Source organism: Microbispora sp. KK1-11, from assembly GCF_006874435.1.
GTDB classification, from domain to species: Bacteria; Actinomycetota; Actinomycetes; order Streptosporangiales; family Streptosporangiaceae; genus Microbispora; species Microbispora catharanthi.
This window is the reverse complement of the sequence record NZ_VIRJ01000030.1, coordinates 1-16,757: the sequence shown is the minus strand read 5'-3', so window position 1 is coordinate 16,757 and position 16,757 is coordinate 1. Positions and strand designations below refer to the sequence as shown.

General features: G+C 71.7%; 16 protein-coding genes. 10 read left to right on the top strand and 6 right to left on the bottom strand.

Annotation, left to right across the window (positions count from 1 at the left end):
* Nucleotides 1-20: 20 nt before the first annotated feature.
* From FLW16_RS32960 to FLW16_RS32945, 4 genes are read left to right on the top strand one after another with little or no spacing between them, the layout of a single operon-like run.
* Nucleotides 21-998 carry an ABC transporter permease gene (locus tag FLW16_RS32960; RefSeq protein ID WP_142564073.1) on the top strand — a complete coding sequence of 326 codons (978 nt, stop codon included), beginning with the start codon at nt 21-23 and terminating at the stop codon, nt 996-998.
* Complete coding sequence (locus FLW16_RS32955) at nt 995-1,825, top strand: ABC transporter permease (RefSeq protein ID WP_142564072.1); 831 nt, start codon at nt 995-997, stop codon at nt 1,823-1,825. Before FLW16_RS32960 ends, FLW16_RS32955 begins: the two co-directional genes overlap by 4 nt.
* A complete protein-coding gene (locus tag FLW16_RS32950; protein ID WP_221891409.1) occupies nt 1,822-2,649 on the top strand; it encodes an ABC transporter ATP-binding protein in 828 nt (275 codons plus the stop codon). Before FLW16_RS32955 ends, FLW16_RS32950 begins: the two co-directional genes overlap by 4 nt.
* A complete protein-coding gene (locus tag FLW16_RS32945) occupies nt 2,646-3,413 on the top strand; it encodes an ABC transporter ATP-binding protein (RefSeq protein ID WP_142564070.1) in 768 nt (255 codons plus the stop codon). The genes FLW16_RS32950 and FLW16_RS32945 overlap by 4 nt, the downstream gene beginning before the upstream one ends.
* Nucleotides 3,414-3,424: 11 nt before the next feature.
* On the opposite strand, the gene FLW16_RS32940 is transcribed toward FLW16_RS32945, so the two are convergent.
* The 3 genes from FLW16_RS32940 to FLW16_RS32930 all read right to left on the bottom strand — a co-directional run bounded on the left by FLW16_RS32940 (nt 3,425) and on the right by FLW16_RS32930 (nt 6,009).
* Nucleotides 3,425-4,621 carry an amidohydrolase family protein gene (locus FLW16_RS32940; RefSeq protein ID WP_142564068.1) on the bottom strand — a complete coding sequence of 399 codons (1,197 nt, stop codon included), beginning with the start codon at nt 4,619-4,621 and terminating at the stop codon, nt 3,425-3,427.
* A gap of 69 nt (nt 4,622-4,690) precedes the next feature.
* Nucleotides 4,691-5,476, bottom strand: coding sequence for an SURF1 family protein (locus FLW16_RS32935; protein WP_142564067.1), 786 nt, complete (start codon nt 5,474-5,476; stop codon nt 4,691-4,693).
* Between the two features lie 65 nt (nt 5,477-5,541).
* Nucleotides 5,542-6,009 (bottom strand): helix-turn-helix domain-containing protein, encoded by a 468-nt coding sequence (locus tag FLW16_RS32930; protein WP_221891408.1) that lies wholly within the window; start codon nt 6,007-6,009, stop codon nt 5,542-5,544.
* A 95-nt stretch (nt 6,010-6,104) separates the two neighbouring features.
* Between FLW16_RS32930 and FLW16_RS32925 the strand changes: the two genes are divergently transcribed.
* The 3 genes from FLW16_RS32925 to FLW16_RS32915 are packed head-to-tail and all read left to right on the top strand — an operon-like array spanning nt 6,105 to nt 8,685.
* A complete protein-coding gene (locus FLW16_RS32925; protein ID WP_260615829.1) occupies nt 6,105-6,608 on the top strand; it encodes a GNAT family N-acetyltransferase in 504 nt (167 codons plus the stop codon).
* Nucleotides 6,605-7,195 carry a TetR/AcrR family transcriptional regulator gene (locus FLW16_RS32920; protein WP_142564063.1) on the top strand — a complete coding sequence of 197 codons (591 nt, stop codon included), beginning with the start codon at nt 6,605-6,607 and terminating at the stop codon, nt 7,193-7,195. Before FLW16_RS32925 ends, FLW16_RS32920 begins: the two co-directional genes overlap by 4 nt.
* Before the next feature lie 11 nt (nt 7,196-7,206).
* Nucleotides 7,207-8,685: a methyltransferase gene (locus FLW16_RS32915; RefSeq protein ID WP_396686883.1), complete on the top strand. Its 1,479-nt coding sequence runs from the start codon at nt 7,207-7,209 to the stop codon at nt 8,683-8,685.
* Between the two features lie 257 nt (nt 8,686-8,942).
* On the opposite strand, the gene FLW16_RS32910 is transcribed toward FLW16_RS32915, so the two are convergent.
* On the bottom strand, nt 8,943-11,939 hold the full coding sequence (locus FLW16_RS32910; protein ID WP_142564060.1) for an AfsR/SARP family transcriptional regulator: 2,997 nt from the start codon (nt 11,937-11,939) through the stop codon (nt 8,943-8,945).
* A gap of 226 nt (nt 11,940-12,165) precedes the next feature.
* Between FLW16_RS32910 and FLW16_RS44050 the strand changes: the two genes are divergently transcribed.
* Nucleotides 12,166-12,699, top strand: a complete 534-nt coding sequence (locus FLW16_RS44050; protein WP_185949700.1) for a hypothetical protein — start codon at nt 12,166-12,168, stop codon at nt 12,697-12,699.
* Between the two features lie 78 nt (nt 12,700-12,777).
* On the opposite strand, the gene FLW16_RS32895 is transcribed toward FLW16_RS44050, so the two are convergent.
* Complete coding sequence (locus FLW16_RS32895) at nt 12,778-13,434, bottom strand: GNAT family N-acetyltransferase (protein ID WP_142564057.1); 657 nt, start codon at nt 13,432-13,434, stop codon at nt 12,778-12,780.
* A gap of 182 nt (nt 13,435-13,616) precedes the next feature.
* Nucleotides 13,617-15,182: an FAD-dependent oxidoreductase gene (locus FLW16_RS32890; RefSeq protein WP_142564055.1), complete on the bottom strand. Its 1,566-nt coding sequence runs from the start codon at nt 15,180-15,182 to the stop codon at nt 13,617-13,619.
* A gap of 72 nt (nt 15,183-15,254) precedes the next feature.
* On the opposite strand from FLW16_RS32890, the gene FLW16_RS32885 reads away from it, so the two are divergent.
* Nucleotides 15,255-15,884, top strand: a complete 630-nt coding sequence (locus tag FLW16_RS32885) for a TetR/AcrR family transcriptional regulator (RefSeq protein WP_221891407.1) — start codon at nt 15,255-15,257, stop codon at nt 15,882-15,884.
* Nucleotides 15,885-16,034: 150 nt separating this feature from the next.
* On the top strand, nt 16,035-16,757 hold a 723-nt coding region (locus FLW16_RS32880), incomplete at its 3' end, for a DUF222 domain-containing protein (protein ID WP_142564051.1).

The following is a 16,757-nucleotide window of genomic DNA, read 5'->3' as shown; positions in this document are numbered from 1 at the left end:
CCCTCGTCTGTGACGTACTCATGACCGTCTACCTGCTGCGCCGGACGGCGTTCCTCGTCGTCTCGCTGTTCCTGGCCGCCGTGGTGCTGTTCCTGCTGCTGCGCCTGCTTCCGGGCGACCCCGCCAACGCGCTGCTGTCGGTCGGGGCGAGCCCGGAGCAGGTCGCGGCCGCCCGTCACCAGATCGGGACGGATCGGCCGCTGCCGGTGCAGTTCGTCTCGTGGCTCGGCGAGATGTCGAGGCTGGACCTCGGCACCTCGTTCGTCAGCACGCTTCCCGTGGGCCCCGAGATCGCCGCCCGCCTCGTCGTGACGGTTCCGCTGACCCTGCTCGCCTTTCTGCTGGCCGTCGTGATCGCCGTACCGGTCGGTTTCGTCGCGGCCTACCGGGCGGGCACCTGGTATGGCTCGGCGCTCAGCGCGCTGTCGCAACTCGGCATCGCGGTGCCCGTCTTCTGGGTCGGCATGCTGCTGATCACGGTGTTCTCGCTCCACCTCGGCGTGCTGCCGGCCGGTGGGTTCCCCCAGGACGACTGGGCGAACCCGGGCGACGCGCTCACCTCGCTGACGCTGCCGGTCGTCACGATCGCCCTCGTCATGTCCGCCTCCCTGATCCGCTACGTCCGGTCGGCCACCCTCGACGTGCTGGGCAGCGACTATCTGCGCACGGCGCGGGCGCTCGGCTCGTCGTTCACCGGGGCGATGTGGCGGCACGGCCTGCGCAACGCGGTGGTCCCGGTCGTCTCGATCCTGGGCATCGAGCTCGCCACCACCTTCCTCGGCGCGGTCGTGGTGGAGAGCGTGTTCGCGCTGCCGGGGCTCGGCGGCATGCTCGTGAAGGGCTTCGCGCAGCACGACTACCCGGTCATCCAGGGGATCCTGGTGGTGAGCACGTTCGCCGTGCTGCTCATCGGGTTCGCGGCCGACCTCGTCCAGCGGCTCATCGATCCGCGGCTGCGCCGCTCGCTCGGCGGGAACCTCTCCGGGGACGGCGCATGACCACGCGCCGCCGCGTCCCCCGGTCGGCGACGCTGATCGCCGGCTGCGTCCTCGCCGGTCTCGTCCTCGCCGTGGCCGTCCTGTCGTTCTTCTGGCTGCCCTACGCGCCGGACGACACCTCGGGCGACCGGCTGATGCCCCCGGGCCTGCCTCACCTGCTCGGGACCGACAAGCTCGGCAGGGACCTGCTCACCCAGCTCATGATCGGCGCGAGGGTCGCCCTGGAGGCGGGAGCGGGGTCGGTGCTGATCGGCGGGCTCGTGGGCCTGGCGGGCGGCCTCGCCGCCGGCTTCGCCACCCGCTGGCTCGACGACACGATCTCGGCCCTCCTGGACATCCTCATCGCCTTCCCGACCGTGCTCCTGGCCATGCTCGTGACCGCCGCGCGAGAGGCGTCGCTCGGCTCGGCGATCATCGCGATCGGGCTGGCGATGTCGGCGATCGTGGCCCGGCTCACCCGGGTGCTGGTCAAGCGCGTCCTGGCCCAGGACTTCATCACGGCCTCGCGTACCTCGGGGACGTCCTGGCCCCGGATCACCCTCGAACACGTGCTGCCGAACATCTGGCCGACGCTGTCGGTCAACCTGGCGCTGCAGTTCGGGCTGGCCGTGCTGGCGGAGGCGAGCCTGTCCTATCTCGGCCTGGGCGCACCGCCCCCGAACGCCTCCTGGGGGCGGATGCTCCAGGAGGCCCAGGCGAGCGTGTTCATCGCCCCGGCGGGGGTGATCGCCCCCGGCGTCCTGCTCGTCGTCCTCGTCGTCGGCGTCAACCTCATCGCCGACGGCGTGCGCGACGTGGCCGACCCGACCCGGAGGAGGACGAGGTGACAGGGGATCGGGTGACCCTGCTCACCGTGGCGGGGCTGCACGTGCGGAGCCCCGAGGGCCGCGACCTCGTCTCGGACGTGTCGTTCACGCTCGACGTGGGCGAGCGGCTGGGCCTGATCGGAGAGTCGGGGTCGGGCAAGTCCATGACCGCCCTGGCGATCACGGGTCTCACGCCTCCCGGGATGACCGTCTCGGGCAGTGTCGTGTTCGACGCGCCCGATCTCGGCCGCACCGAGGTCGTGGGGGCGGGGGAGCGGCGGCTCACCTCGCTGCGCGGCCGGGCGACGAGCACGGTCTTCCAGGAGCCGCTCACCGCCCTCGACCCGCTCATGCGCGTGGGCCGTCAGGTGGCCGAGCCGCTCCGGCGCAGGAGGGGCCTGCGCGGACGAGCCCTGGACGCGGCGGTGACGGCCGCGCTGGAGGAGGTGCGGCTGCCCGATCCCGAGCGGATCGCCCGGGCGTACCCCCACGAGATCTCCGGCGGCCAGCGTCAGCGGGTGGCGATCGCCATGGCCCTCGCTTGCGATCCCGCCCTGCTCATCGCGGACGAGCCCACGACCGCCCTGGACGTCACCGTGCAGGCCGACGTCCTCGCGCTGCTCGACGGCCTGGTGCAGGAACGGGGGATGGCACTGCTGTTCATCAGCCACGACCTGGCGGTCGTCTCGCGCATCGCCGAGCGCGTCATCGTCCTGAAGAACGGCGCGGCGGTGGAGTCCGGGAGCATCGACGAGGTCGTCAACGCGCCGCGCCACCCGTACACGAAGGATCTGGTGGGCAGCGCGCGGCGTCTCGACGGTGCCCTCGACTGGGGGACGCCATGACCCGGCCCATCCTGGAGGTGCGGGGCGCCGGCTTCGCCTACGGCCGCTCGGCCCCCGTGCTCACGGACGTCTCGGTCGCCGTCACTCCCGGACGCAGCCTCGCGCTGGTGGGAGAGTCGGGCGCGGGCAAGACCACGCTGCTGCGCCTGCTGCTCGGGCTGGCCAGGCCGACGAGCGGGCAGGTCCTCTACGAGGGGAGGGATCTCGCGCCGCGTGACCGGGCCCTGATGCGGGAGTTCCGGCGCGGCGTGCAGACGGTGTTCCAGGACCCGTACTCGTCGCTCGACCCCCGGCAGCGGGTGGGCAGGATCGTCTCCGAACCCCTCCGGTCGCTGGGCCTCAGGGAGGACATGAACGCCCGCGTCACGGCGGCCCTGGACGCGGTCGGACTGCCCGAGGACGCCGCGAGCCGCTATCCGCAGGAGTTCTCCGGAGGGCAGCGGCAGCGCATCGCCATCGCGCGGGCGATCGTATGCGAGCCCCGCGTGCTGCTCGCGGACGAGCCGGTCAGCGCGCTCGACGTCTCCACCCGCGTACGCGTCGTCGACCTGCTGCACGAGCTTCGGGAGACCCGCGCGCTGACGGTCGTGATGGTGTCGCACGACCTGGCCGTGGTGGCCGCCCTCTGCCAGGAGGTGGCCGTGCTGGAGCGGGGCCGGATCGTCGAGCGGGGCGACACCGCCCAGGTGCTCGGCGCTCCCCGCCACGCCTACACGCGACGGCTGATCGACAGCGTCCCCCGGCTGCCCCCGCCCGTGGTTTGAAAAGAGCGGGTCTAGAGCTGCTCCTGCCGCAGCCAGGCCCGCGAGGGCAGGGGGTGGCCGAACAGGCGGGCGGCGTTGCCGTACGAGACCCTGGCGATGTCGGCGGGCGGCAGGCTGCCGAGGTTGCGGGCCACGGCCCGCTGGGTGTCGGGCCAGGTGGACTCCGCGCGCGGGTAGCCGGCCTCCAGCAGCACGCGCTCCATGCCAACGGCGAGCCGCACCGAGCTCAGCGCGCTGTCGTCGAGCGTGCCGAAGAAGAAGTTGCGCCGCAGCACCTCGCTGGGCTTGAGGCCGCCCTCCCAGCTCGGCTCGCCGGCCACGGGGTGATCGAGCGCGTAGTCGGCGCGCTCGGCCAGCATCGGCAGCCACCCGACGCCGCCCTCCACGATGAGGATGCGCAGCTTGGGGAAGCGCAGCGCCACCCCTGACCACAGCCAGTCGGCGCAGGCGAACATCGCGCTCGCCGGGATCAGCGTGGTGATCGCCTCGACCGGGGTGTCGGGTGAGGGCACCGGCGCCCAGGAGGACGCGCCGGTGTGCAGGCACACGACCGTCCCGGTCTCCTCGCAGGCGGCGAAGAACGGGTCCCAGTGGCGGCTGTGGATGGACGGCAGCCGCAGCCGGGTGGGGAACTCGGGGAACACGACGGCCTTGAAACCGCGTGACGCGTTGGCCCTGATCTCCTTCGCCGCGATCTCGGGGTCGGGGAGCCAGGGAAGCTGGAGCGCGATCATGCGCTCGGGGTAGGTGCCGGCCCACACGTCGACGTGCCAGTCGTTCCAGGCGCGTACGAGCGCGAGCCCGAGGTCCTGGTCGCGGGTGCGGCCGAACGCCACCCCCGCCTGGCTCGCCAGCATGCCGGGGAAACACAGCGCCGCCCAGATCCCGGCCCGGTCCATGTCGCCGATCCGGGCCTCGATGTCGTAGCAGCCCGGCCGCATGTCCTCGAAACGGACGGGATCGAGCGTCCACTGCTCCTTGGGCAGGCCCGCGCCCACGTCCAGCCCCGCGCAGGGATAGGTTGCGCCGCTGTACCGCCAGACCTGGTGGCCCGAGTCGGTCTCCACGACCTTGGGCGCGAGATCCTTGTACTTCTCGGGAATGCGGTCCTCGAAGAGATCGGCCGGCTCGATCAGGTGATCATCGACCGAGATGATCACGTAGTCCCGCCGCCTCGGCTCTGGGTCGGGATGCAGCGGCGTAGTCACGGTAGTAAACGGTAGGGCCAAGGGATAACACCGTACAAGCTGCGAGGTCTCCGGTTGGTATCCGTTCGCTCACCTTGCGGCGCGTACGGTCACGGCCTGTGACGCCTGCTCCGTCCGGAGGTCGCGCGCCTCCCGACGCACCAGCAGCACCCAGCCGCCCACCGCGATCCCGATGAACAGCCACCACTGCACGGCGTACGCCAGGTTGAGCCCGCCTCCGGCGCCCACGTCGGGCGGGGGCAGGAGCTCGGGCGCGGGACCGCCCTGCGGCTGCTGGGCGGTCAGCTCCACGAACCCGCCGAAGACCGCGTACGGCAGGCCCTCGGCGATCCGGGACGTGTCGATCAGCAGGATCTGGCCGGACGGCAGCCCGGACCTGTTCCTGATGCCGGTGTTGTCCTGCGTCTCCGCCGGGCGGAGCCGTCCGGTGACCGTCACCTCTCCCGTGGGCGGGGCGGGCACCTGCGGCGGGGCGTCCGCGGTCGCGCCGGCCGGGACCCAGCCCCGGTTCACCAGCACGGCGCCCTGCGGCGTGACGAGCGGCGTGACCACGTAGAACCCGACGCGGCTGTTGAGGGTGCGCCTGCGCACCACGAGCTCGTGGGCGGGGTCGTACCGTCCGGTGGCGGTGACGAGGCGATACCTGTCCCTCTCCGGCACGGACGCTCCGGTCCGGTCCAGCCGGTCGAGCGGCACGGGCGCGGCGGCGAGGTTGGCGGTGATCCTCGCGCTGTCGGCCGACCGCTCCTCGAACCGCCCCCACTGCCACCTGCCCAGGAAGAAGAAGGCGGGGATCAGCACGAGCACGAGCAGGTGCAGCCCGACCCAGCGGCGCGAGAGGAGGAACCGGTACACGCCACCAGCCTAGGCAGCGCCATGACCGGTCCGCCCCCCGGGCGGCGCCCGGAAAGTCAACACGGTCAGGCCGGGGTGCCGAGGCGGAGGCCGGGGCCGGGGCGGGGGGTCACCTCGCGCGGGCCGCCGACCTCGTGGCCCTCCTCGCACACCAGGTGCAGTGCGACGGGCGCGCCGCAGTCGCGGTGGGTCACCACGACCGGCGCTCCCTCGGGATCGGCCACATAGCGGTCGCCCCAGTGCATGAGCGCGATCATGATCGGGTAGAGGTCGAGGCCCTTCTGGGTGAGCCGGTACTCGTCGCGCTGGCGCTGGCCGGGCTCCTGGTAGGGCACCTTGCGCAGCAGGCCCTCGTCCACGAGCCGGGACAGCCGCGCGCTCAGCACCTGCCGGGGCGCGCCGGTGCGCGTCTGAAGGTCGGCGAACCTCCGGACGCCGTTGAACGCCTCCCGAAGGACCAGGAACGTCCACTTCTCGCCGAGCACGGCGAGGGTTCGCTCGATGGAGCAGTTGTCCACCCGATAACGCCGCATGTCGCGCATCGTAACCACAACATCCTCCCGGCATCTAAGTCTACTTGACAGACTCAGAGCGCCCGCGAGAGGCTGAGTCCATGTTGGGAACTCAGGTGAGGCCCCTTGTGGACATCCGTGCGGCGCGTCCCGGCGACGACGAGGAGCGGGTGCGGCTCTTCGTGGAAGGCCTGTCTCGGGACACGCTGACGAACCGCTTCTTCGTCGGCCCGGGCCGGCCGAGCGCGAGCCTGATCCGCGCCATGATCGCGCGCGACGACAGGCGGGACGCGCTGCTCGCGATGCACGGCGACGCCGTGATCGGGCACGCCATGAGCCACCTGGCGGAGGGCGAGGCGGAGATCGCGGTCGTGGTGGACGACCGGTGGCAGAACCTCGGTGTGGGCTCGCGGCTCGTACGCACCCTCCTGCGGCGGGCGTCCGTACGCGGCGCGGTCGTCGTCGGCATGGACGTCATGACCGAGAACCGGCGGGTCCTGTCCATGGTGCGAAGGGCCTGGCCCTCTGCCACAATCGACACACAGGGCACATCCGTCGAGATCAAAGCCGACCTCGCATTTGCAGAACAAGGTTCTGTTGGTTCACCATTGACTATGTGAAGAACGCGAAGAGCGGGCGAGACGGCAGGGCCAGGATCATCGAGGGCGCCCTGCGCAGGTTCAGCCAGAGCGGGGTGTCGGCCACCACCCTGGCCAGCCTCCGGCAGGAGAGCGGCGTCAGCGTCGGCAGCTTCTACCACCACTTCACGAGCAAGGAACACGTCTTCGGCGTGCTCTACGCCGAGATCCTGGACATGTACCAGGACGCATTCGTCGGTGAGCTCGTCCGCCACGAGGACGCCCGCGCCGGCATCGAGGCCATCGTCGCGATGCACATGGCCTGGTGCGGCGAGCACCCCGAGCGCGCCCGCCTGCTGATCAGCGAGCGCCCGCCCCGGCGCAACGAGCCCGGCGGGCCTGAGGTCGCCGAGTCGAGGCGCGAGTTCTTCCGGCAGGTCGCCGACTGGTGGCGGCCGCACATGAAGGACGGCGTGCTCCGCCCCGTCCCCGCCACCATGTGCTACGTGCTGTGGCTCGGCCCCGCGCAGGAGATGTGCCGCCTGTGGTTCACCGGCGCCCACCAGCCCACCGACGAGGAGATCCGCGAGCTGGGCGAGGCCGCCTGGAACAGCCTCAAGATGCCGTAGCCCCGCGATAGATTCGAGGCGTGGACGCCCCTTCTGACCTGGTCCGGCGGCTTCGCGACAGATTCGTGGAGGCCGGTTACACGATCGACGGCGTGCGTGAGCGGCTGGGCGACATGGCCGCCTCCGCCCTGGCCCGTGAGGAGATCGTGCCCGCGCTGCGCGCCACCAGGGACGCCGACCCCCTCGCCACGCTGATCCGACTGTGGTGGCTGGGCGCCCCGGTCAGCATGGCCGCCGCCGACCTCCCGCTGCAGGACCTCATCGAGGCCGGGCTGCTGGTGCGCCTGGGCGACTCCGTACAGGCCACCGTGCACCTCCAGCCCTGGGACACCGGGACGGGCGACCCGGCGTACGTGGTGTCCGACCGCAAGGTGCGGCCCGGCGACCCCTCCCTGCGGCCCGACCACGTGGTGGGAGCGGGCGGCGCCTCGGCCAACCTCGCCCAGCTCGGCTGGACCGCCCCGGTCGGCCGGGCGCTCGACCTCGGCACCGGCTGCGGCGTGCAGGTGCTGCACCTCGCGCCCAGGGCGGAGCACGTCGTCGCGACCGACGTGAACCGCAGGGCCCTGCGGCTGGCCCGCCTCAGCTGGGGCCTGTCCGGCGTGACCGGCGCCGAGGCGCGCGAGGGCTCCATGTACGACCCGGTGGACGGTGAGCGCTTCGACCTCGTGGTGTCCAACCCGCCGTTCGTCATCGCGCCCGAGGCCAGATACACCTACCGGGAGGCCGGGCGGCGCGGCGACGAGTTCTGCCGCGACCTCGTACGGCGCACGCCCCGGCACCTCGCCCAGGGCGGCCAGGCGCGCTTCCTCGCCAACTGGCTGCACGTCAAGGGCGAGGACTGGCAGGACAGGGTGGGCGGCTGGCTCGCCGAGACCGGCTGCGACGGCTGGGCCGTGCAGCGCGACGTGCAGGACCCGGCCGAGTACGTCGAGCTGTGGCTACGGGACTCCGCGGAGCACGGCACCTCGGCCTACCGGGAGCGTTACGACGAGTGGCTCGGCTGGTTCGAGTCGATGGACGTGACCGGCGTCGGCTTCGGCTGGATCGCCCTGCACGATTCCGGCTCGCTGAGCCCGCTCGTGCGGGTGGAGGAGATGACGCAGCCGGTCGAGCCCCCGTCCGGCGCGCTGGTCGAGGAGGTCCTGCGCGCGGCGCGCGCCGCCCACGAGCTGTCCGACGAGGACCTGCTCGACGCGCGTCTGAAGGTGGCCGAGGGCGTCGTGGAGGAGCGCGTCGGCCCGCCCGGCGCCGACGACCCCTCCCGCATCGCCCTGCGGCAGACCCGGGGCGCGCGCCGTACGGCCGCCGTGGGGACGGTGGAGGCGGCCCTGGCGGGGGTGTGCGACGGCGATCTGCCCACGCGCCCGCTGCTCGCCGCGATCGCCGAGCTGACCGATGAGGACCCTGCCGCGGTGCTCCGCGACGCTCCCGCGGTGCTGCGCCCCCTGATCGCGGACGGTTTCCTGACGGTTGCAAGCCTCCGTTGATCGGAGTTTGAACGGCCCGGGCGACAGTGGTCCTGCGTGGACTTCGGGGGGGTTCGGAGCCCGCGCGAAAGCCCGGCCGGTCGTCATCGTGAGGCGGCGAGTCGCCACAGGGCGCACCGGAAGGATCCGGGCCCCTGCGCGCCCCAGTGGCGACGGGCGGCCGGCCGGGCGGTTCCAGCCCCCGCAAGCGAAGAACGGCGGTCGATGTGATCAACCACGTCCGGATGAGCCGGCTCGACGACGACCTGCGGCTCGACTCAGGTCTCGACCTGTTCGCGCAGGAGCGTGCGGATGTCGTCGGCCTCGGGCGAGCCGAGCCGGGTGAAGATGTCGAGGGCCTTGACCAGGGCCTGCCTGCCCCGGCCGGCCTCCCCGAGACCCGCGAGGGCCTTGCCGAGGGCGGCCAGTGACTGCGCCTCGCCGTACGGGTGGGTGATCTCGCGGCTCACGGTCAGCGCCTGCTCGGCGTGCCGGGCGGCCTCGGCGAACCGCCCGGCCGCGATGAAGGTGGCGGCGAGCCGGTAGCAGACCCGCTGCTCCCAGACTCGCTGGTTGCTCGCGCGGAAGAAGGCCAGGCACTCGGCGTGGTGGACGACGGCCTCGTTGAGCCGCCCGACATAGGACAGCACGTTGCCGAGGTGGTAGCGGGCGCGGGCCACCCCCGCGCCGCTGCCGATCTCGGAGAAGACCGCCAGCCCGCGCTCGGCCGCGGCGATGGCGTCGTCCGGCCGCCCGAGGCCCAGGTGGTCGCGGGCGGAGTAGCACGACGCCAGCGCCTCGCCCGCGGGGTTGCCCGTCTCCCTGTGGACCGCCGTCGCCCGGTCGAACCATTCGAGCGCCTCGGTGTGGCGGCGCCGCCGTCCGGCGACGACCGCCAGCGCGTTGCACGTCTCGCCCAGCACGATGTGGTCGCCGGTCTCCTCGCCGAGCGTCCGCGCGGCGAGGAAATGGGCCTCGGCGTCGGCGAGCCGGTTCGCGCCGAACAGCACCCGGCCCAGCACGTAGCGGCAGCGCAACTCGCCGCGCCGCTCGCCGGCCCTGCGGGTCGCCGTCAGCAGGGCCGAGGTGCGCTGCTCGAAGTCCCGCTGGTTGGTGCCCGACTCCAGCAGCGGCTCCATCGCCAGCAGCAGGTCGGCCGCCGCGAGCAGGTCCTCGCCCGAAGCGTCCTGAGCCACGGCCGCCTGCGCGACTGCGCCGAACATGTCCTCGGACTCCGCCGACAACCAGGCCACGGCCTCGTCGGCCGAGGAGAAGGAATGGCCGCGCACACCGAGGTCGGTGAGGTTGTCGGCGATCGCGCTGCCCTCGTACGCCAGCCGGTGCGCCGCGCCCGCCGACGCCAGGTAGAAGCCCAGCAGCCGCCGCAGGGCGAGCGCGCGGGCCGCGGGATCCTCGGCGTCCTCCGCCTGCCGCCGGGCGAACAGCTTGAGCAGGTCGTGGAAGCGGTAGCGGCCCGGGGCGGGCGCCTCCAGCAGGCTGGCGTCGACCAGCGACTCGATGACGTCCTCGGCCTCGGCCGGGGTGAGGTCGAGCACGGCCGCCGCCGCGAAGACCGAGATGCCCGAGCCCGCCGGCAGCGACAGCAGCCGGAACGCCCGCGCCTGCCGGGCGTCGAGCTGGCCGTACCCGAGGGCGAACGTGGCCGAGACCGCCAGGTTGCCGATCTTCATCTCGTCGAGGCGGCGGCGCTCGTCGGCGAGCCGGGGGACGAGCGAGGCCACCGTCCACGACGGGCGGGAGGCGAGCCTGGCTGCGACGATCCGCACGGCCAGCGGCAGGAAACCGCAGGCGGCGACCACGTCCATGGCGGCGGCCCGTTCCGCCGCCACCCTCTCGGGTCCCGCGACCGCCGCGAGCAGCGACAGCGCCTCCTCGGGCTCCATCACGTCGAGGTCGACGAGCCGGGCCGCGGGCAGGTCGGCCAGCTTGCCCCGGCTGGTGATGATCGCGGCGCAGCCGGCCGAGCCGGGCAGCAGATGCTCGACCTGCTCGGCGTCGCGCGCGTTGTCGAGCAGCACCAGCATCCTGCGGTCGGCGAGCAGCGAACGGAACAGCGCGGAGCGCTCGGCCAGACCGTCGGGGATGACGTCCATCGGAATGCCGAGGGCGCGCAGGAACGCGACCAGCGCCGTCTCGGGCGCGGTGGGCTCGGCGCCGTATCCCCGCAGGTCGGCGTAGAGCTGCCCGTCGGGGAACAGGTCCCAGGCGAGGTGGGCCACATGGACGGCCAGGGTCGTCTTGCCCACGCCGCCGATGCCCGACATCGCCGCGATCGGCACGCCCTCTCCCGCTCCTTCCCCACGGAGCAGCGCGAGCAGCCTCTGCACCAGGCCGGTACGTCCGGTGAAGTCGGGCACGGCCGCCGGGAGCTGCGCCGGTCTCGGCATCTCGATCACCGGGCCGGTCTCGGCCGTCGCGGCGTCATCGTGGACATCCTGCTGCGAGAGCCGTACGGGAGGGGGCGTGGGGGCGAGGGAGGGGTCGGCGGCGAGGATCCGCCGGTGCAGGTCGGCCAGCTCGGCCCCGGGCTCGATGCCGAGCTCCTCGACGAGCGCGTGCCGGGTCTCGGTGAAGACCGACAGCGCCTCGGCCTGCCTGCCGCAGCGGTAGTAGGCCAGCATGAGCTGGGCGCGCAACCGCTCGCGCAGCGGGTGTTCCGCGGCGAGCGCGACCAGCTCGGAGACGATCTCCGCGTGCCGGCCCAGCTCCAGGTCGAGCTCCATGAGCGTCTCGACCGCGCTCATCCGGCGCTCGGCCAGCCGGTCGCGCTGGTGCTCGGCGTACGGGCCGACCGCGCCGGCCAGCGGCTCGCCCGCCCACAGGCGCAGGGCCCCGCGCAGCCGCCGGGCGGCCTCCCCGGCCCGGCCCGTACGGCGGTCGGACTCGGCGGCGGCGCTCTCGCGCTCGAAGACGGCGAGGTCGAAGCGGGCGGGGTCGAGCCGCAGCGCGTATCCCCGCCCCACGGAGGTCAGCAGCCGCGGCGGGGTCCTCGGGGAACGGTCAGGCTCCAGGACGGTGCGCAGGCGGGAGACGTAGGTGCGCAGCGCGCCGAGCGCGCGCGGCGGCGCGTCCGCGCCCCACACGCCGTCGATCATCTCGTCCGGAGTGACCGCGTGTCCCTGCCTGAGCAGGAGCATCGCGAGAATGGAGCGTTGCAAGGGCGTGCCGAGGTCGAGCTCGATGCCGTCACACCACGCCAGGACGGGTCCCAGCACGGCAAAGCGCAGGCCGTCCGCGGCGGCGTGATCAGGCATGTGACCTGTCTCCCAATGGCAAGTTTTCCTACCAAATGATAGATCGTGTCTCGCTGCGGCAGTAGGACCGAGCGTGCCGGTTCAGTGTGCGTTCAGGTGCTTGAAAGCAGCCTGCAAACCACGGTGAGGGCGCTGAAAGCAGGTTGCAGGCGGGCGGGCCTATCACTGAGGTGCAACCCCGACAGCACCCCGCATCGGGGGATCGTCCTCGAACAGGAGAACCGAAATGCGACGCTCCATCACCCTCGGTCTCGCCGCAGCCACCGCCGTCGCCGCCCTCGGGCTGCCGGCCCTCGCGACCGCCGCCTCCGCCGCCCCCGCCTCCGCCGCCTCCGCCTCGCACCACGACGACTGGGACTACGACGGCTGGTGGGGCACCTACTGGTCGTCCAACCACCTCGCCAAGGCCAGGGGCTACGTCGACGTGAACTACGACGACGAGGAGTCGAACCGGGTCCACGTCACCGGCAAGCTGTACGACAACGACCACCGCACCTACGGCCAGGGCGGCAAGTGCGCGTACATCAAGTTCCGCGTGTCGTCCTGGGACGACGACGAGGACGACTGGTCCTCCACCATCAAGTCGTACAAGTACTGCGGCGCCGGCGGCTACAAGCAGATCAACTTCTGGCGCTACGACGTCGCCCAGGTCCAGGCGAAGGTCTGCCAGATCGGTCTGCACAGCAGCTTCCCGGTCAACTGCGGCTCCTGGCACGACATCTACAACGCCTACGAGGACGACTTCGGCTACGACGCCTGATGACCGTCCGCCAACCGGCACCCCTCGCATGACGCGGCCCGTCCCTTCCGGGACGGGCCGCTCTTCTCTATTGGGTGATCACGCTGCTTCCGATGCCGTTTCCAGGAGGCCCAGCCGCACGCGGAGACGATCGCGTACGGCGGGCCACTCGGGACTCAGGATCGAGTAGTAGGCGGTATCTCGGACCGTGTCGTCGGCGCCTCGGCTGTCCGCTCGTCGCACACCGTCGAGGTGTGCGCCGAGGGCCTCGATGGCGACCCGGGATCGGGTGTTGCGTACGTCTGCCTTGAGGGTGATCCGGTGAACCTGCCAGGTCTCGAAGGCCAGGGAGAGCATCAGATACTTGCTCTCCCGGTTGACACCGGTGCCCTGGGCCGACGCGGCGAGCCAGGTGTACCCGATGTCCGCGACGGACGGGACCTCGCCCACCGCGCCCTTCGTCCCCGGCGGCCAGGGCATCGGGCCCTGCCAGTACTCCAGGTTCATCAGACGGGTGGCACCGACCACGCGGTCGGTGTGCAGCCACCGGATGGCGAAGGGCAGCGTGCGGCCCTCCGCCTGCTCAGCCAAGGCGGCCTCCACGTAGGAGACCATCTCATCCCGGCCAGCGGGAACGCGAGTGAAGGCGTATGTCGAACGGTCTTCACTCGCCGCGGCGACGAGGTCGTCGAGCGCCGCGAGGCTGAGCGGTTCCAGGCGCACGGAGCGCCCGGACAGGGTGACAAAAGCGGGCATGAGCACATGATGGGGGCTGCTGACCACGGCTGATACCAAATGACACGAGACATCTTGGCGGGGTATGGGTTAAGGGGTGTGCTCGGAGGAGAAACCGCAGGTCAGAGCGTTGATTCGGGTGCCGTGCGGCGGGCGGCCAGGGTAAAGATTTGGCCAAAGATCCACGATGTCCGGCGAACGGTTCAGCGGAGGGCGGCGGGGACGTCCGCGGGCGTGCCGAACCAGGTCCCCAGCGCGTTCGCGAGGCCCTCGGAATCGGTGGTTTCCGGGTCCTCCGCCCACGCGACGACGCCGTCCGGGCGGACGAGGAGCGCGCCGGGAGCGTGCGGGTCGCGTATCGCCGTAGTGACGGTGGCGACCCGGTCTCCGTAGCCGTCCACCGCCGTGCCGTCGAGTCCGGATCCGCTCTGGCGGACGAGCAGGCCGCGACCGTCGTGGAGGTGGTCGGCGAGCCGTGAGCCGTCCTCGAACTCGTAGTCCGGCACGCTGCGTCCCACCAACGTGTGGCCGCTGCCGCCGGGCATGTCGTACCGCTGCCAGACGCCGGAGATCTTCTTCACGAAGTAGGTGGTGCCGGTGACCGTCCCGATCAGGTCGGCGACCACCGCCCGCGCCGCTCGCGCGTGGGCGTCGGGACGCATCAGGGCGATCTGGGCACGCGTCCAGTCGAGCACCCAGGCGCCGATCGGGTGCCGCTCCCGCGTATAGGTGTCGAGGAGCCCTTCCGGCGCCTGTCCGCGTACGACCGCCGCGAGCTTCCAGCCGAGGTTCACGGCGTCGCCCAGCCCCAGGTTCAGCCCCTGGCCGCCGAAGGGCGAGTGGACGTGCGCGGCGTCGCCGGCCAGCAGCACCCGGCCGATCCGGTAGGTCGCCGCCTGCCGCGCGTTGTCCGTGAACCGAGTGACCGATGTGATCTCCTTGACGACCACGTCGGAGCCCGTGACGTACCTGACCGCCTCCTGCAGCTCCTCCGTCGTCACCGGCGTGGTCTTGTCGGCCCTGCCGGGCGCGCCGCCGTCGAAGCGCGCGACGAGGATGCGCCCGGGCACCGGCCCGTAGGAGTAGACCCCGGTGGGTGTGGCCTGCCAGCCCATGCCGAGGTGATCGGTGCCCTCCATCTCCGCGACGGCCTGGTAAGCGGTGATCTCCGGGTCCGTCCCGGGGAACTCGAAGCCGGCCAGCTTGCGCACCGTGCTCCTGCCGCCGTCGCAGCCCACCAGCCAGCGGCCGTGCACCGGGCCGCCGGTCGTGGTGACCGTGACCTGCTCGCCGTCGTCGGTGAAGCCCGTCACCTCCACACCGCGCCGCACCTCGACTCCCAGCTCGGCCGCGCGTACGGCGAGGATCTCTTCGAGCTGCTGCTGGGGCACCAGGCCGATCTCGGTGGCCGGTCCCCGCCCGGACAGGTCAGGGTCGTCGGCGTCCAGCAGATCGGCGCTCAGCATCATCCCGGCGAAGTGGCCGGCGAACCTGGGCGGAGTCCGGCGCGGCCCTTCGGCGGAGGCATGCCCGCGCATGAAGGCCTTCACGAGCTCCATCGCCCGCTCCTGCACCTCCTGCAGCGCGGGCAGCAGGCCCCGCCGGTAGAGCGCCTCCACGCTGGGCGTGTTGAGTGAGCCCGCTTTGAGCGTCGGGTCGATCCCGGTCAGCCGTTCGAGCACCACGACCGACGCCCCGCCCAGCCGCAGCTCGCAGGCCAGCATCAGGCCGACCGGCCCTCCGCCGGCCACAACCACGTCGTACGACATTCGTCCTCCCCGTAGTTACCGTTGCTATAAACTTACTGTCACTATAAGTTTTTAGCAACTAGAATGAGGCGGGTGACGGAGACCTTGGGGCTGCGGGAGCGGAAGAAGCGGCAGACTCGCCAGCTCATCTCGGACGTGGCCTCGGGCCTGTTCATGCAGCGCGGGTTCGACGACGTCACGGTCGCCGAGGTCGCCGAAGCGGCCGGAGTCTCGACCAAGACCGTCTTCAACTACTTCCCCCGCAAGGAGGACCTGTTCCTCGACCGCTACCCCGAGGCGGTCGAGCTGGTCACCCGGGCCGTACGTGAGCGAGCCGAGGGGGAGAGCCCTCTCGTCGCGCTGCGCCTGCTGTTCCTCCGCATGCTCAGGGAAGGCCACCCGCTCGGCGGGATCGCCCCCGGATACGAGGTGTTCTGGCAGGTGATCCTGGACTCGCCCGCGCTCAGGGCCCGGACGAGGGAACTGGTCGAGGAGTTCGAGAGCGTGCTCGCCGGCCTTCTTGCCGAGGCGGCCGGAAGCGACCCCGCCGACCCGGCTCCGAGGCTCGCGGCCGCCCTGGTGGTCGCCGCCTATCGCGCCGTGTACATCGCCAGCATCGACAGGATCCGCGCCGGCGATCCCATGCAGGACGTGATCGCCGACCGCGTCACCCTGCTCGACCGTGCCCTGCAAGCCGTCGAACGCGCCGTCGCCGCTTTCTGAGTAGCGCCTTCGGCGTTTTTCTCAGTGGCGCCGTTATTGCCCCTTTTTTCGGGTTGACCTGCTGCTCCAACTATTAGCTTCTGGCGGTTGCTGAGAGTGACGAGCAGTGAAAGAATTCATACAGGTTTTCGAATCAATTGAGGGGGTGTGATGGATCTGTTCGACTCTGATCCCGAGCACCTTCGTCGTTCGAATGATGTCGACGGGGACTGGTGGGATCGGCTGACCACCGATTCCCCTCTGTGGTTGTCCGAAGGTTCGCTCGCCCGTGAGCATTTCCCGATCACCGACCCCGAGCTGCCACAGGACGCGAGTCAGGACGCCGGCGACAACGCGAGCGCCGATAGTGCCGGTGGTTGTGAAGCCGGTGCGGGTCGGGGCCGGTCGTCGTGGGTGTTGGTGGGTTCTCTTCGGGAGTCGGCGCAGGCGTTGGCGTTGGCGCCGTTGCCGGACGATGCGGGCATCTGTCTTGCTGAGGCTGAGGATTTGCTGTTCGCGCGGGATCGGATCACCTCCGCGTTGGCGGATCGGGTGGGGCGGGTGCATGGTGCGGGGCAGGCCAAGCGGCATGGGCATGCCTCCACCCGTAGTTGGCTGCGCGCCGCCGCGGGAATGAGCGTCGCGGGGGCGGGCCGCCTGCTCACGCTGGCGGTGGAGTTGGCGCGTCTGCCCCGGGTGCGGGAGAAGTTCGCTGAGGGTGGGTTGGCGGCGGGGGTGGTGGAGGCGATCTGCACGGCCACCGCCCAGTTGAGTGACGAGCACGCCGCCCTGGCCGAGCCGATCCTGCTGGAGCTGGCGGGCAAGGCCGGGGCGGCGGAGGTGGCCAAAGCCGGCCGCTACCTACGCGCGGTGCTCGACCCCGACGGGGAAGAC

What these genes read in the sequence shown, in the direction of transcription:
- FLW16_RS32895 (WP_142564057.1), bottom strand. Translation starts at nt 13,434, where the DNA reads ATGCCCGCTTTTGTCACCCTGTCCGGGCGCTCCGTGCGCCTGGAACCG.
- FLW16_RS32930 (WP_221891408.1), bottom strand. Translation starts at nt 6,009, where the DNA reads ATGCGGCGTTATCGGGTGGACAACTGCTCCATCGAGCGAACCCTCGCC.
- FLW16_RS32945 (WP_142564070.1), top strand. Translation starts at nt 2,646, where the DNA reads ATGACCCGGCCCATCCTGGAGGTGCGGGGCGCCGGCTTCGCCTACGGC.
- FLW16_RS32910 (WP_142564060.1), bottom strand. Translation starts at nt 11,939, where the DNA reads ATGCCTGATCACGCCGCCGCGGACGGCCTGCGCTTTGCCGTGCTGGGA.
- FLW16_RS32890 (WP_142564055.1), bottom strand. Translation starts at nt 15,182, where the DNA reads ATGTCGTACGACGTGGTTGTGGCCGGCGGAGGGCCGGTCGGCCTGATG.
- FLW16_RS32955 (WP_142564072.1), top strand. Translation starts at nt 995, where the DNA reads ATGACCACGCGCCGCCGCGTCCCCCGGTCGGCGACGCTGATCGCCGGC.
- FLW16_RS44050 (WP_185949700.1), top strand. Translation starts at nt 12,166, where the DNA reads ATGCGACGCTCCATCACCCTCGGTCTCGCCGCAGCCACCGCCGTCGCC.
- FLW16_RS32960 (WP_142564073.1), top strand. Translation starts at nt 21, where the DNA reads ATGACCGTCTACCTGCTGCGCCGGACGGCGTTCCTCGTCGTCTCGCTG.